The following is a 13,926-nucleotide window of genomic DNA, read 5'->3' on the forward strand; positions in this document are numbered from 1 at the left end:
AGCCCCGACTGAACGATGTCCGAGCCTACCGCCACAGCCCTTCCTGTCACCGAGCCCCTGCCGGTGTCGGCCCCCGCGAAGCTGGTCGACGTGGCCAGCCTGTCGCGCGAGAAGCTCGCGCTGTTCCTGAGCGAGCAGCTGGGCGAGCGCCCGTTCCGCGCGGCGCAGCTCTACCGCTGGCTGCATCAGCGCGGCGCCACCTCGTTCGAGGAGATGACGGACCTGTCCAAGGTCCTGCGTGAGAAGCTCAAGGTCAAGGCGGAGATCGTCCCGCTGGTGAAGGACCTGGAGCAGCGCAGCGTCGACGGCACCATCAAGTACCGCTTCAAGACGCGCGACGGGCGCTTCATCGAGTCCGTCTACATGCCGGCGGAGGACCGCAAGACGCTCTGCGTGTCCACTCAGGTGGGCTGCGCCATGGCCTGCACGTTCTGCATGACGGGCACGCTGGGCCTCAAGCGCAACCTCACGGCGGGGGAGATTGTCGCCCAGGTGCACGCGGTGAACCGCGAGGTGCGCCGCAACGAGGGCCTGGAGACGCTCCGTCCGCTCACGAACCTGGTGTTCATGGGCATGGGCGAGCCGCTCCACAACTTCGAGAACCTCAAGACGGCGCTCGCCATCCTCCAGTCGGAGGAGGGGCCCAACTTCAGCCACCGGCACATCACCGTCTCCACCGTGGGCCTGGTGCCCATGATTGAGCGCTTCGGCCAGGAGACGGACGTCAAGCTGGCCATCTCGCTCAACGCCAGCACGGACGAGCAGCGCAGCCAGACGATGCCGGTGAACCGCAAGTGGAACATCCAGGCGCTCCTGGATGCCTGCCGCAAGTTCCCCCTGCGCCAGGGCCGCCGCATCACCTTCGAGTACGTGCTGCTCAAAGGATTCAACGACACCGACGACGACGCGCACCGGCTGAAGGAGCTCCTGCGCGACATCCCGGCGAAGGTGAACCTGATCCCGTACAACGAGAACCCCGGCCTGGGGTTCCAGACGACGGGCGAGCAGCGGGCCGAGGAATTCCGGGCCATCCTTGCCGAGGCTCACGTCGCGGCATACATCCGGAAGAACCGGGGCCGGGACATCGCCGGGGCCTGTGGTCAGCTCGCCAATCGCGACGAGACGGCCGCGGAAGCCCCGACGTGACATAAGCACCCGAGCTTCCTTGACAATCCAGTCAGCAGGGCGCTAAGAGCGCGCCCTCCGCACTGTTACCGTAGAAGTCACACGATTTCGCTGGAGCGTTCCATGGCCGTTGTCCTCCGTCTTGCCCGCGCGGGCGCCAAGAAGATGCCGTACTACCACGTGGTTGCCACCGACTCGCGCAGCCCGCGTGACGGAAAGTTCCTGGAGCAGGTCGGTTCCTACGACCCCAACCACAGCCCCGCGAAGGTGCAGTTCAACGAGGAGCGGCTGAACTACTGGCTGAAGAGCGGCGCGCTGCCCTCCGAGACGGTCGCGGACCTGATCAAGACGGCGAAGAAGCAGGCTCCGGCGACCACCGCCTGAGCACGCCCCCGTCTGGACAAGACGTGGAGCCGCTGCTCACGTATCTGGCGAAGGCCCTGGTTGATCAACCCGACCAGGTCACCTTACGCATCTCCGAGGCGGATGGCGGTCGGCTCTATGAGCTGAAGGTCGCCCCCGAGGACGTCGGCAAGGTCATCGGTCGTGATGGGCGCACCGTGAACGCCCTCCGGACGCTGATCAACGCCGCCGCCCAGAAGCAGGGCCAGAAGGTCCGCCTGGAGATACTCGACGATCGCCGCGCTCCGGGTTCTCCCCCGGCGCCGCCCGCTCCGGACGCCGCGCAGTGAGCGCGCAGGACTGTCTGGAGTTGGGCTACGTGGCCCGTGCGCACGGGCTGCGCGGCGAGGTGGCGGTCAGAAGCTTCGACCCCGCCTCGGAGACGCTCGGCACCGTCGAGCGTGTCTGGTTGCGCCTGCGCTCCGGCGAGGAGCGCGAGTACGCCCTGGAGACCTTCCGTCCCGCCAACAAGGAGGATCTGGTGTTCTTCGAGGGCGTGGCGTCCCGCACGGCCGCCGAGGCATTGGTGGGCGCGAAGGTGTTCGTCTATCGCGAGGATCTGGATCCGCCCGAGGAGGGCGAGTTCTTCCAGGGCGACCTCGTGGGGTTGAACGCCGTGGACGAGCAGGGCGCCTCCCTGGGCACGGTGGAGGAGGTCTGGGCCACCGGTGAAGTCCCCAACCTGGTGATCCGCGCGAAGGGCCGGCCGGAGCTGGTGGTGCCTTTCGCGGATGAGTTCGTGCCGGCGGTGGACGTGCCGGCGGGGCGCATCGTGATCCGGCCTCCGGAGTATCTGGAGGCGGACGCGCCGCCGGAGGAGTCTGGAGACGGCGGGTGAGCTACCGCGTGGAGCTGCTCACGCTGTTCCCCGGGATGGTGTCCGGCTACCTGGGCGCGAGCATCCTCGGGAAGGCCCAGGAGAAGGGGCTGATCTCCGTCACGCTCACCGACGTGCGCGACTACGCCGAGGGCAAGCACCGCGTCACCGACGACGCACCCTATGGCGGCGGCGCCGGCATGGTGATGAAGCCCGAGCCGCTGGTGGCCGCCATCGAAGCAGCCCGGGCGCGTCAGCCCGGGGCGAAGGCGCTGCTGATGAGCCCTCGGGGGCCCACGTTCACGCAAGCCACGGCGCGGGAGCTGGCGCGGCACGAGGCCGGTCTGATCCTCGTCTGCGGCCGCTACGAAGGCGTGGACGAGCGGGTGATGCCCTTCCTGGACGGCGAACTGTCCCTGGGCGACTTCGTGCTCACGGGCGGGGAGGTCGCGGCCATGGCGGTGGTGGACGCGGTGGCGCGGTTGGTGCCGGGCGTCCTGGGCAACGAAGCGTCCTCCGTGGCGGAGAGCTTCGAGGAGAACCTCCTGGAGCATCCGCACTACACCCGGCCGCCTGTCTTCCGGGGAGCCGAGGTGCCTGCCGCCCTCCAGTCCGGCGATCACGCACGCATTGCCCGCTGGCGCCGGTGGAAGGCCATCAAGCTCACGCAGGAGCGGCGGCCTGACCTGTTCGCGCGGCTGGTGTTCAGCAAAGCGGATCAGAAACTGCTCGCCAGGGAAGAAGAAGCGTTGTAACCCTCAGTGTTCTCGCGGAACCCTTCGTTGCAGGCTTGTTCGTCCCGGCGGTCTCTGCTAGGACGGCCCGCTCTTTTCCACGCGTCCTACGCGTCAAGTTCCGCTTTCTGGAGTCCGTTATGCGCCGCAGCCTCATCGAGCACGTCGAAAACAAGTTCCTGCGCAAGGACATCACCGCGTTCCGCACGGGTGATTCCGTTCGCGTCCACTGGAAGGTCAAGGAAGGCGAGAAGGAGCGCGTGCAGGCCTTCGAGGGCGTGGTCATCCGCAAGACCAAGGGCACGAACCGCGCGACCTTCACCGTGCGCAAGATGTCCTTCGGCGTCGGCGTGGAGCGCATCTTCCCCATCCACAGCCCGCGCTACGAGAAGATCGAAGTCCTCACCCGCGGCGACGTGAACCGCAAGCGCCTGTTCTACCTCCGCGATCTGAAGGGCAAGGCCTCGCGCGTGGACGTGCTGGTGGACCCGGAGAAGCTCGCCGCCAAGGCTGCCAAGTCCGCCGTCGCTCCGGGCTAGTAGGTCCGCAGAAACCCTCTCGCGGCCTTCGCGGCCGCGTGAGACAAGGAGCGTCCTTCACTGGACGCTCCTTTTTTCGTTCGGGCTAGACTGCGCGCGCCATGCACTTCGTCGAGGTCGCCATCCAGAACGTCCGCGGGTTCTCTCCCGCCGGGCGCTTCCCGCTGAAGAGCGGGTATCTGATCCTCAAGCCGCCCACGGCGGACGTGTTGCCGCTGGCGAACGTGGCGTTGTCGCTGCTGTTCGCGGATGGCCGCGGCGGGGACTCAAGCCTGGTGGGCTCGGCGGGACGCTCCGGCAAGGCCGCGCTGACGTTCGTGGGCCAGGACGGGATGACGTACCGGATATTGCGCGAGCTGGGAGGTTCCGGATCGCTGCACCGGCTCAATCCCGCCACCAGCCAGCCAGAGCTCGTGTCCACGGACGTGTCGGAGATAAACCAGTACCTGCGCGGCCAGGCGGGCCTGCCTCCGCGCACCACCTTCGAACAGGTGTACTGCCTCCAACTGGTGATGCTGCCGTCGCGCCGGCCTCGCAAGAGCGTGGCCAAGGCCGCCGCTGCCGCGGGCGCGAAGGCCTCCGGGGCCACGCCGTCGCTGGCGGCCGCCTCCCAGGTGGCGCCGGCGGAGGACGTCCCGGCCGCCGAGGCGAAGGTGAAGGTGCTGCAGAAGGAGCTCGTCACCGCGAAGGAGGTGGATCAGCTCCAGTTCAAGGTGGATGAGCTGGCATCGCTCATCTTCGAGGCGGACTCGAAGCTCAAGGGTGGCGAGGGCCTCAAGGAGGCCATCTCGCGCGCGGAGGCCGCCTGGCGCGCGGCGCCCTCGCCGGAGTCGATGGGGTTACCGCTGGACATCCTCACGCGCGTGAAGCGCTATCCGAAGGCGGTGGCGCGGCGGGACGAGGCGCTGGCGCGGCTGGAAACGGACCGCGAGCCGGAGCAGGAAGACGCGTCGCTGAAGGTGCCGCCACTCACCGAGAACCGCTTCTTCTGGGGCGGCCTGGGCGCGGGCGTGCTCTTCATGGGCCTGAGCGTGGGCCTGGGCATCGTCGCGGCGCAGCCCATGTGGCGCTACCTGGCGTTGATCAACATCCCCGCCTTCGGCACGGCCGCGTGGATGGCGCTGCGCTACGTGGACGACCTGCAGCACGCCACGCGCAAGGGCTCCAAGGACAACCGCAAGGACGCACGGCAGAAGAAGATCCTCGACGAGTTCGAGCTCGAGGATGCTCCGGTGCGCATGGCCATCAAGGCCCTGAACCTGGAGTCCCACACGGAGATCCCCGCCGCGCTGGAGCAGAAGGATCTGCTCGGCATCCGGCTGGGAGAGCTGCAGACGCAGCTGGAGGAGTACGAGTCCTCCCCCGAGTTTCAGGCCGCCATACGCGACGGACAGGAGCTGCGCGCGCAGCAGGAGACGCTCAACGCGGAGCTGACCGCCAAGGGCACCTACGTGCGCGACCTGCGCGAGGTGGAGCGGGAGCTGTCGCGGCTGAAGGAGTCCATCGCGCTGGCGAAGGCGCCTCCGGTGCAGGTGGCCGCGGCTCCTGGCCAGACGCCGGTGCCGGTGGATCCGCTGGAGGATCCGTCCCCCCTGGTGCTGTCGCAGGCCGCGGACGTGCTCACGACCGACATCCTGTCGGTGCAGGCGCTCCTGAAGGACCGCTGCGTGCAGTACCTCACCGCGCTCACGGACCGGCGCTACCAGGGCGTGGAGTGGGACCGCGAGGGCAACGCCTTCCTGCTCACCCAGAACAGCCGCATCCCGGTGGGCGAGCTGTCCCCGAAGGACATCGACCTCTACTACCTGGCGCTGCGCCTGACGGTGGTGGAGAAGACGTGCGCCCGGGTGAAGCGCCCCTTCCTCCTGGACGACGTGCTGACGGGCGTGGACGAGGCGAAGCTGCCCCTCGTCGCCCGCATGCTCAAGCACCTGGGCACGCTCACGCAGGTCCTGCACGTCACCGCCCACCCGGGCTTCGGCCAGATGTCGGACGGCACCGTTAACGTCTAGCCGCCGCCGGAATCACGAGGGGCGGCGGGGACGGAAATGGGGACGCGGCGGGACGTGGGCGACGTGGCGGAGGCGGAGGGCGTGCGCCTGCTGGAGTCGCAGGGCTTCCGGGTGGTGGCGCGCAACTGGACGTGCCGCTACGGCGAGCTGGACATCGTGGCGGAGCAAGGGGAGCTCGTGTGCTTCGTGGAGGTGCGCATGCGCTCCTCCTCTGCGTGGGGAGACCCGTCGCACACCGTGTCCTTCGCCAAGCAGCGCCGGGTGGTGAAGGCCGCGTTGCACTACCTCTTCCAGAACGGCATCGACGGGCGCATGGTGCGCTTTGACGTCATCTCCGTCGTGGGCCAGGGCGAGCACGCCCGGGTGGAGCACCTGCCCGCCGCCTTCGACGCTGGCATGTAAAGGAATCCGTCCCTTGGCTGGAACGCTCTACCTCGTGGCCACGCCCATCGGGAACCTGGGGGACGTCACCGCCCGGGCCCTGGAGACGCTGCGCACCGTCGGCCTCCTCGCGTGCGAGGACACCCGGCACTCGCGCATCCTGTTGGACCACTTCGGCATCACCGGGAAGGACCTGGTGAGCCTGCCCGCCTTCGCGGAGGGGCAGCGCGCCGGCCGCATCCTGGACCGCATCGAGGCGGGGGAGGACTGCGCGCTCGTCACCGACGCAGGCAGCCCTGGCATCAGCGACCCGGGCGAGAAGCTGGTGGCGGAGGCGCTGGAGCGAGGCCTGAAGGTGGAGCCGGTGCCCGGCCCCACGGCGCTGGTGGCCGCCCTGAGCGCTTCGGGCCTGCCCACCGGGCGCTTCCACTTCCTGGGCTTCCTGCCGCGCAAAGGGCCGGAGCGCCGGGCCATGCTGGACGAGGTGGCCCCCTTGTCCGCCACCTGCGTCCTCTACGAGTCCCCGCGCCGTCTGGCGGAGACGCTGGTGGACCTGCAGGAGGCCTGGGGCGACCGCCGCGCATGCGTGGCGCGGGAGCTGACCAAGCTGCACGAGGAGTTCGTCCGGGGGCCGCTGTCCGCGCTGGTGGCGCGCTACGCGGGCGAGGAGACCCGGGGCGAGGTGGTGGTGCTGGTGGAGGGCCGCACCGGCGAGCAGCGCTGGAGCGAGGACGAGCTGCGCCGGGCGCTGGAAGCGGGACTGGCTCGCGGCGAGAAGCTCAAGCCGCTGAGCACGGAGCTGGCCCGCCGCGCGGGGTGGCCCGGCCAGGAGGTGTACCGGCTGGGCCTGGGGCTGAAGCAGCGGTAGGGGAGGCCCACCGCTGCTCCGGGCGGGACTTCAGAAGCTGAAGGTCGCGCCCAGGTCGAAGCGGAACGTGGTGCTCTGGATGGCCCGGAAGCGGCGGGACACCAGGTCGTAGCGCCAGTCGAACGTGGGGTTCAGCTCCGGCGAGCCCACGGCGGTGTCCACGGTGCCGTCGCCGTTCAGGTCCTGGCCAATGGCCTCGGTCGTGAGCAGGTGGTCCGTGTTGTAGAGGAAGTTGCCGGAGGCCCGGATGGTGAAGGCCTCCGCTGCACGCGCGGTGATGCCCACCTGGCCACCCACCTGGAGGTAGTCGTCGGAGGTGAGCAGCTTGCGCAGCGCGGAGCTCAGCTCGTTGTAGTACCGGCCGCGGCCCACGTAGTTGCCCAGCAGCCGCAGGTCCAGGGTGAACTTCTGGGACTTCGCCGCGTTCTCGAACGGCACCAGCTCCATGCCGAAGGTGAGCGCCGTCTGCGAGGGGGCCTTGATGCCCGTCTCCTGGCGGGTCCACGGCTCGCGGTAGCAGTTGTACGGGGCACCCAGGTTACCCGGGGGGGGGGCGCTGGACTGGTCGCAGTTGGAATAGGCGCCGGGGCCGCGCACCGGGATGGTGTGGGACGCCTTGAAGTACGGCTCCGCCACGCCCATCTTCCGCGAGAAGGTCGTGTAGAGCTGGTACTTGTGGACGCGGTCGCCCACGTTGCCGCGATCGCCGTCCGGGTCGGTGTTGTCCAGGCTCGGGTCGCGCTGCTTGGCGGTGGGCGCCTCGTAGTCGATGCCGACGATCCACGTGGGCTTGGTGTCGTCCTTCTCCTGGTTGAAGAAGGCGTACGCCAGTCCGAAGTGCACGTTGCCCAGGCCGCCGCGGTAGCTCTCCTGGGGCACCTGGAACAGCCGGCCCACGCAGCCCTCGACCCCGTCCAGATAGAGCGATCCGTCCGCGTTGAAGCAGCTGTTCGTGATGGTGGAGTTGCCCTGGGTCGTTCCCGAGACGAAGTTCCACGTCTCGTTCTGCTGGAAGACGATGGGCAGCTTGAAGCTGAACTCCAGGTCCTTCCACAGACCGAAGGCGACGGCGAGATTCAGCCGCGCGTCCACGCCCTTGTACCAGAGCTCGTTGACCTCCGGGACGTTGGTGGCGTCGCCGTCGCGAAGCTGCTCGCGGACGATCTTCGCGCGCGTCTGCGTGCGCTCGAAGCCCACGTCGAGGAAGAGGTCGAACGGATCATCATCCTCGAACGAGGAAGCAATCCGAGTGATCTCCGCCGCGCTGGCGGCGAAAGGCACGCCCAGCGTCAGCGCGGCGATGACGGCACGAAACCTGTGCATCCACTACCTCCGACGACCACGGCTCAGGCCTGCCAGCTAGCCGTGCCGTCGGAGGAGTGTCAAGAAATGGGTGGGGCTTTACTTCCCCGCGACCGACGTTCCCAGCAGTCCATCCAGCCGCTGGACCTCGGTGTCGAAGGCGCCCTTCTGTGCGGCCGCCAGGGACGCGCGGAAGGTCTTGTGCTGGTCGAAGGGGTCCAGTACGCGGTTTTCGCCCAGCATGAGCTGGTAGTGCAGGTGGGGGGCGAAGGAGTGGCCCGTGTTGCCGCTCTGGGCCAGGACCTGGCCCGCGTTCACGCGCATCCCGGGCTGGACTGTGCGGGGCAGCTCCGCCAGGTGCAGGAAGAGGGCGCGGCGGCCCTTGCCCCCGGTTTCCACCAGCTCGATGCAGTTGCCGTTGCTGCCGAAGTTCCAGTTCTTGCGCTTGATGACGCCCGCGAAGGGGGCCCGGACCGTCGTGCCCACCGGCGCGCGGAAGTCCACACCCTTGTGGCCGCGGCCGTCGCGCAGGAGCGAGGTGATCTGCTCGTAGCTGTCGATGGGCGACTTCTCCATCCGCAGCTCCAGCTCGTCGCCGCCCGGCAGGTAGTAGCGGGAGTTCACCTCACCCGCGGGCGTGAAGCGGTAGGCGCGGTGCGTCTGGCCCGTCTTGCCGCTCACGAAGCGCACTGCGTACACCAGCGGCTCCTCGTTGGGGCGGCGCTGGAAGAGCACGTCCAGCGTGTCTCCCCGGAGGATTTCGCCGGGGACTCGCACCCACCACACCAGCGTGCGCGTCACCACCTGCGCCAGGGCGGGGCCCACGGTGGAGTCGGAGGCCTGGACGAGCGCCGTCTCCAGCGGGCCCTCGATGCGGATGGACACGCGCTCCAGGCCCGCGGCCTTCACGGGGTCGGTGGGCGCGGGCGGGGCCACGGGGGCCGCGGCCACGGTGCCGGCGTCCAGCGCGGACGCGGTCTGCGAGGCGACGTCCATGGGGACATCCGCCATGCGCTGTTTCCACCACCACACGCCACCCGCGGCCGCGCCGAGGATGACGGAGACGGCAACCACCGGTCCGAAGGGATTGCGCTTCGGTGGTCCACCGAGGGTGGGAAGATTCGGCCGCATTCAGGCTCCCTGAGGGTAAGAAGGTACGCGGGGGCCGAAACCGCTGGCGAAAGGGCGATATTTCGGCCCCCCAGGCTACTCGTCCGGGCCGTCGTCCTGACCGTCCGGGGTGGTGTCGCGCAGGCCGAACTCCTTCATCTTCGTCTGGAGCGACTTGCGGCTGATCTGCAGGAGGCGCGCGGCGCGCGTGACGTTGCCGCCCGTCTCGTCCAGCTTCTTGACGATGAGGTCCCGCTCCAGCTCCGCGGCCTTCATTCGCACGATGTCCTTGAGGCCCACCTCGCCCACAGGGACGTCCAGCGTGCCCAGCGAGGCGGCGACCTGTGCCCCCGCCTGCACGCCCGCTCCCCCGCGCACCGGCTCCGGCAGGTCCTTCGCGGTGATGAGGGGACCGTCCGCGAAGAGCAGCACGCGCTCAATCAGGTTCTCCAACTCGCGGATGTTGCCCGGCCACGCATAGGCCTGGAGCAGCGCGAGCGCGTCGTCGGCGATGCCTTCGATCTTCTTGTGGAGCCGCCGGTTGTACTTGTCCACGAAGTGCGAGGCGAGCATCGGGATGTCGCCGCGGCGCTCGCGCAGCGCGGGCAGGCCAATGGGCACCACGGCCAGCCGGTAATACAGGTCCTTGCGGAAGCGGCCCGCTTCGATCTCCGCCTGGAGGTCGCGGTTGGTGGCTGCCACCAGGCGCACGTTCACGCGCGTCGTCTTGATGCCGCCCACGCGCTCGAACTCGCCCTCCTGGAGCGCGCGCAGCAGCTTCACCTGCATCTCGACGGGGATCTCGCCAATCTCGTCCAGGAAGAGGGTGCCCTCGTCGGCCAGCTCGAAGCGGCCGGGCTTGGACGTGACTGCGCCGGTGAAGGCGCCCTTCTCGTAGCCGAACAGCTCGCTCTCCAGCAGCGTGGCGGGGATGGCGGCGCAGTTGATCTTGATGAACGGCTTGTCGCGGCGGCTGGACGCGCCGTGCAGCGCGGTGGCGATGAGCTCCTTGCCCGTGCCGCTCTCCCCGGTGATCAGCACCGTGGAGGGCGTGTCCGCGACCTTGTCGATGATCTTGTAGACGTCTTGGATCTGCGGCGACTCGCCGATGATGGCGGACCGGGCCTTGTGGTCCGCGCGCACGGAGCGCTTGGCGCTCTCGTTCGTCTTGGCGGCCTTGGACACGACGGAGGACAGCTCCGCCTGATCAAAGGGCTTGGTGATGTAGTCGAACGCGCCCGCCTTGATGGCCTCCACCGCGGAGTCCACGGTTCCGTGCGCGGTGATGATGATCACCGGCACGTCCGGGTTGGCGGTGCGAACGGCGGCGAGGACCTCCATGCCGCCCAGCTTGGGCATCACCAGGTCGGTGACGACGATGTCCGCGCCGTTCTTGTGGAACTCGGCCAGGCCCTGCTCGCCGTTCTCCGCCACGGTGACGTCGAACCCGTCGCGGCGCAGCAGGGCGGCCAGCACCTTGCGCAGGTTCGTCTCGTCATCGATGACCAGGACCTTGGCCATGAGTCTCCGCGCGGGGACCGCGACTTAACGGCGCGCTGGGGGAGCGGCCGGGATGGCGCCTTCCAGCGTGCAGATGGCGTCCGGGTGCTTGATGCGCAGGAGCAGCGACTCCAGCACGCGGAACGGGTGGTTCATCTTGCTGGCGCCCAGGTAGGCCGCGACCATGTCCATGGCCACCGCCAGGTCCATGTTCTCCCGGCCCGTGGACACCACCACGCCGGACTCACCGCGCAGGCGGTTGGACTGGTAGACGCCGTCTGACGCGAGCTGGCGGATGGTTTCAATCTCCAGCACGCCCGTCTTCTCGTAGATGCGGTGCAGCTGCGAGTACAGGCGCGGCGACAGCACCACGGCGTAGGGCCCGAAGTGGCCTGCCTCGTTGAGCTTGCGCGTGGCCTCCACGATGGTCTGGAACCCGCCGCCCGGCGCCGTCCAGTCCCCCAGCGTGGCGGTGAGGCGGCCGTTGGCCGTCATCAGGCCCTCGTAGCCCAGGCGCTGGTCGCCGTAGAAGATGAGCTCGTCTTCCTGCTGCGCGCACAGCGCGGCGGCGCCAGCGGCGGCGGACACGTCCAGCGGCATGTTGTGCGTGCGCGCCGCCTCGATGTCCCGCCAGTGCAGCAGGAAGTCCTTGTAGATGATGGGGATGGTCTTGAACTTGCGGACGTCGGTGAAGACCATCGCGGTCTCCTGCTCCCCGACGATGTCCACCGCGCCCGGGGACACGCCCTGGAACTCGTCGTAGGCCACGGTCTGCACGCCCGCGCCCAGCGGCCCGTAGATGTCCAGGATGCGGCGGCCCACCAGCGAACGGCGAGCCACCTGGATCACCGTCTCGTTGAGGCGCGCCCACTCCTCTTCGCGCAGCGGGTTCTCGGCATGTCCAAGGAAGTCAGGCATCGGTGTCTCCGTCACGAGCGGCGGCAGAGGAGGGGAGAGGAGAAGGCAGGAAACAAAAGGGTTCTAACGACCGCCACTGGAGCCACCGCTTCCACCGCCGCGGCGCAGGCTGCCGATGGTGAGCGGATGGCCGTTGGCCGAAGGCGGCGGCGCGGGGACGCCGTAGATGAGGCGTTGAGGCGGAAGGGACGTCAGGGGCTCGTTCGCCAGGCGGCCCACCGAGGGCGGCGCGCGCGTCACCAGGGGCGCGGGTTCGGCGGCGGGCACGGCGGGCTCCGCGGGGACACCCCCCACGGCGCCCTGGAAGTGGCCGGGGACGAAGGGCTTGGCGAAGTGCGCGTCCTGGCCCTTGTCGAGCATGCGGAGCATGTGGGTCGCCTCGGACACGTGCTCCTTCTCCTCCGCCGCCAGGTGGAGGAAGAAGGCCTTGACCTCTGGGAGGGAGGAGTCCTCGGCGAACGCCTCGTACTCGTTGATGGTCTCGAGTTCGCGTGCCAGGACGGCGCGGATGCGCGCGACGTCGGACCGCTCGGTGTCGGACTTTCCGGCCATTGGGGGCGGACCCTCGCAACCTGTGAGGTGAGCGTCAAGTGAAACAGCGGTCGAAGGGTTTCCTGCTGCATGCCGAAGAACGGGGGACATAGAGTTCGCCTCTTCGTGACCGCCCCCGCACCTGTCCCGCAGTCCCAGCCCGACTCTCCGGCCGCCCCTCTTCCGTCCAGCCCTGAACGCAGCGCGGGAGGCCGGGGCGCGACGCTGGTGGCCATTGGAATCCTGGCGTCGCGGTTGATGGGCCTGGTGCGCGAGCGGGTCTTCGCGCACTACCTGGGCAACGCGGAGGCCGCCGCCGTCTTCAAGGCCGCGCTGCGCATCCCCAACTTCCTCCAGAACCTCTTCGGCGAAGGCGTGCTGTCGGGCTCCTTCATCCCCGTCTACGCCCAGCTGCTGGGCAAGAAGGACGCGGACGAGGCCGACCGGGTCGCGGGCGCGGTGTTCGGCCTGCTGGCCATGGCCACCGCTGTGATGGTGGCGCTGGGCATGCTGGCCACGCCGCTGTTCGTGGACCTCATCGCGCCGGGGTTCGACGGCGGCGAGCGCGACCTGGCCGTGCGGCTGGTGCGCATCCTCTTCCCGGGCACGGGCTTCCTGGTGCTGAGCGCGTGGTGCCTGGGCATCCTCAACAGCCACCGGCGCTTCCTCCTGTCCTATCTGGCGCCCGTGGTGTGGAACGTCGTCATCATCGCCACACTGCTGGTGGTGGGCAGCCTGCACGGCACGTCCGGGGGCCGCGCCGCGGAAGAAGCCGTGACGGAGTGGCTGGCCTACGGCGTGGTGCTGGGCAGCTTCCTCCAGTTCGCGGTGCAGGTGCCCACGGTGATGCGCCTGCTGGGCCACTTCCGCCCGGTGGTGTCGCTGGCGAGCGCCTCCGTGCGCCAGGTGCTGAAGAACTTCGGCCCGGTGGTGCTGGGGCGCGGCGTGGTGCAGTTCAGCGCGTGGGTGGACACCGCCTTCGCGTCGCTCATCTCCAACCGCGCGCTGTCCTCGCTCCTCTACGCGCAGACCATCTACCTCATCCCGGTGAGCCTCTTCGGCATGGCGGTGTCCGCCGCGGAGCTGCCGGAGATGGCGCGCGCCACGGCGGAAGGGGATGCCCAGGCGCACTCGAAGCTGCGAAGCCGCGTCGACGCGGGCTCGCGGCGCATCGCCTTCTGGGTGGTGCCCTCCGCCGTCGCGCTCTTCTTCCTCGGGGACCTGGTGAGCGGCGCGCTCCTTCAGACGGGCCGCTTCGGTGCCTCGGACTCGCGCTACCTCTGGTACCTGCTGATGGGCGCGGCGGTGGGCCTGGTGGCGTCCACCGTGGGCCGGCTCTACGCCTCCGCCTTCTACGCGCTGAAGGATCCGAAGACGCCGCTGCGCTACGCCATCGTGCGCGTGGCCCTGGGGACCGTGAAGGCCTGGTTCCTGGCGCTGTGGCTGCCGGAGCGGCTGGGCCTGCCCCGGGAGCTGGGCGCGGCGTTCCTCACCCTGTCCAGCGGCATCGTCGCCTGGGTGGAGACCACGCTCCTGCGCCGCAAACTGCGCTCCATCGTAGGGCCCGTGGGCCCGCCTTCGGGGCTGCTGCCCCGGCTGTACGTCGCGGCGGTGGTGGGCGGGCTCGTGGCCCTGGCCGTCAAGCAGGGCCTCACCAGCCTCCTGGGCCCCATGCCCGGGGTGGGGG

General features: G+C 69.2%; 15 protein-coding genes. 10 read left to right on the top strand and 5 right to left on the bottom strand.

Annotation, left to right across the window (positions count from 1 at the left end; all coding sequences use genetic code 11):
• Window positions 1–15 precede the first annotated feature (15 nt).
• The 9 genes from rlmN to rsmI all read left to right on the top strand — a co-directional run bounded on the left by rlmN (window position 16) and on the right by rsmI (window position 6,878).
• Entirely contained in the window at window positions 16–1,146 is a 1,131-nt protein-coding gene (gene rlmN, locus D7V77_RS13625; RefSeq protein WP_120576713.1) for a 23S rRNA (adenine(2503)-C(2))-methyltransferase RlmN, read from the top strand.
• A gap of 102 nt (window positions 1,147–1,248) precedes the next feature.
• On the top strand, window positions 1,249–1,509 hold the full coding sequence (gene rpsP, locus D7V77_RS13630) for a 30S ribosomal protein S16 (protein WP_014397299.1): 261 nt from the start codon (window positions 1,249–1,251) through the stop codon (window positions 1,507–1,509).
• A 23-nt stretch (window positions 1,510–1,532) separates the two neighbouring features.
• Entirely contained in the window at window positions 1,533–1,817 is a 285-nt protein-coding gene (locus tag D7V77_RS13635; protein WP_120576714.1) for a KH domain-containing protein, read from the top strand.
• Window positions 1,814–2,365, top strand: coding sequence for a ribosome maturation factor RimM (gene rimM / locus D7V77_RS13640; RefSeq protein WP_120576715.1), 552 nt, complete (start codon window positions 1,814–1,816; stop codon window positions 2,363–2,365). The genes D7V77_RS13635 and rimM overlap by 4 nt, the downstream gene beginning before the upstream one ends.
• Window positions 2,362–3,099: a tRNA (guanosine(37)-N1)-methyltransferase TrmD gene (trmD, locus tag D7V77_RS13645; RefSeq protein ID WP_120576716.1), complete on the top strand. Its 738-nt coding sequence runs from the start codon at window positions 2,362–2,364 to the stop codon at window positions 3,097–3,099. The genes rimM and trmD overlap by 4 nt, the downstream gene beginning before the upstream one ends.
• A 119-nt stretch (window positions 3,100–3,218) precedes the next feature.
• The gene (gene rplS / locus D7V77_RS13650; protein ID WP_120576717.1) at window positions 3,219–3,617 is read left to right on the top strand and encodes a 50S ribosomal protein L19; all 399 of its coding nucleotides are present in this window, start codon (window positions 3,219–3,221) and stop codon (window positions 3,615–3,617) included.
• A gap of 101 nt (window positions 3,618–3,718) precedes the next feature.
• Window positions 3,719–5,629, top strand: a complete 1,911-nt coding sequence (locus D7V77_RS44710; RefSeq protein WP_233596970.1) for an ATP-binding protein — start codon at window positions 3,719–3,721, stop codon at window positions 5,627–5,629.
• 36 nt (window positions 5,630–5,665) lie between these two features.
• Window positions 5,666–6,031 (top strand): YraN family protein, encoded by a 366-nt coding sequence (locus D7V77_RS13660; RefSeq protein ID WP_120576718.1) that lies wholly within the window; start codon window positions 5,666–5,668, stop codon window positions 6,029–6,031.
• A gap of 13 nt (window positions 6,032–6,044) precedes the next feature.
• The gene (gene rsmI / locus D7V77_RS13665; protein WP_120576719.1) at window positions 6,045–6,878 is read left to right on the top strand and encodes a 16S rRNA (cytidine(1402)-2'-O)-methyltransferase; all 834 of its coding nucleotides are present in this window, start codon (window positions 6,045–6,047) and stop codon (window positions 6,876–6,878) included.
• Between the two features lie 30 nt (window positions 6,879–6,908).
• On the opposite strand, the gene D7V77_RS13670 is transcribed toward rsmI, so the two are convergent.
• The 5 genes from D7V77_RS13670 to D7V77_RS13690 all read right to left on the bottom strand — a co-directional run bounded on the left by D7V77_RS13670 (window position 6,909) and on the right by D7V77_RS13690 (window position 12,260).
• On the bottom strand, window positions 6,909–8,201 hold the full coding sequence (locus D7V77_RS13670) for a hypothetical protein (protein WP_120576720.1): 1,293 nt from the start codon (window positions 8,199–8,201) through the stop codon (window positions 6,909–6,911).
• Between the two features lie 78 nt (window positions 8,202–8,279).
• On the bottom strand, window positions 8,280–9,311 hold the full coding sequence (locus D7V77_RS13675; RefSeq protein WP_120576721.1) for a M23 family metallopeptidase: 1,032 nt from the start codon (window positions 9,309–9,311) through the stop codon (window positions 8,280–8,282).
• 75 nt (window positions 9,312–9,386) lie between these two features.
• Window positions 9,387–10,811 (bottom strand): sigma-54 dependent transcriptional regulator, encoded by a 1,425-nt coding sequence (locus D7V77_RS13680; protein WP_120576722.1) that lies wholly within the window; start codon window positions 10,809–10,811, stop codon window positions 9,387–9,389.
• A gap of 24 nt (window positions 10,812–10,835) precedes the next feature.
• Window positions 10,836–11,708 carry an encapsulin nanocompartment shell protein EncA gene (gene encA / locus D7V77_RS13685; protein WP_120576723.1) on the bottom strand — a complete coding sequence of 291 codons (873 nt, stop codon included), beginning with the start codon at window positions 11,706–11,708 and terminating at the stop codon, window positions 10,836–10,838.
• A gap of 63 nt (window positions 11,709–11,771) precedes the next feature.
• The gene (locus D7V77_RS13690) at window positions 11,772–12,260 is read right to left on the bottom strand and encodes a ferritin family protein (RefSeq protein ID WP_120576724.1); all 489 of its coding nucleotides are present in this window, start codon (window positions 12,258–12,260) and stop codon (window positions 11,772–11,774) included.
• 237 nt (window positions 12,261–12,497) lie between these two features.
• Between D7V77_RS13690 and murJ the strand changes: the two genes are divergently transcribed.
• The coding region (gene murJ / locus D7V77_RS13695) for a murein biosynthesis integral membrane protein MurJ (protein ID WP_233596971.1) at window positions 12,498–13,926 on the top strand (1,429 nt) is incomplete at its 3' end.

The organism is Corallococcus sp. CA041A, assembly GCF_003612075.1.
Lineage (GTDB): Bacteria > Myxococcota > Myxococcia > Myxococcales > Myxococcaceae > Corallococcus > Corallococcus exiguus.

Coding starts and splice junctions, on each gene's coding strand:
- D7V77_RS13680 (WP_120576722.1), bottom strand. CDS start 10,811: ATGGCCAAGGTCCTGGTCATCGATGACGAGACGAACCTGCGCAAGGTG.
- D7V77_RS13690 (WP_120576724.1), bottom strand. CDS start 12,260: ATGGCCGGAAAGTCCGACACCGAGCGGTCCGACGTCGCGCGCATCCGC.
- D7V77_RS13675 (WP_120576721.1), bottom strand. CDS start 9,311: ATGCGGCCGAATCTTCCCACCCTCGGTGGACCACCGAAGCGCAATCCC.
- D7V77_RS13670 (WP_120576720.1), bottom strand. CDS start 8,201: ATGCACAGGTTTCGTGCCGTCATCGCCGCGCTGACGCTGGGCGTGCCT.
- rplS (WP_120576717.1), top strand. CDS start 3,219: ATGCGCCGCAGCCTCATCGAGCACGTCGAAAACAAGTTCCTGCGCAAG.
- encA (WP_120576723.1), bottom strand. CDS start 11,708: ATGCCTGACTTCCTTGGACATGCCGAGAACCCGCTGCGCGAAGAGGAG.
- D7V77_RS44710 (WP_233596970.1), top strand. CDS start 3,719: ATGCACTTCGTCGAGGTCGCCATCCAGAACGTCCGCGGGTTCTCTCCC.
- rpsP (WP_014397299.1), top strand. CDS start 1,249: ATGGCCGTTGTCCTCCGTCTTGCCCGCGCGGGCGCCAAGAAGATGCCG.
- D7V77_RS13660 (WP_120576718.1), top strand. CDS start 5,666: ATGGGGACGCGGCGGGACGTGGGCGACGTGGCGGAGGCGGAGGGCGTG.
- rlmN (WP_120576713.1), top strand. CDS start 16: ATGTCCGAGCCTACCGCCACAGCCCTTCCTGTCACCGAGCCCCTGCCG.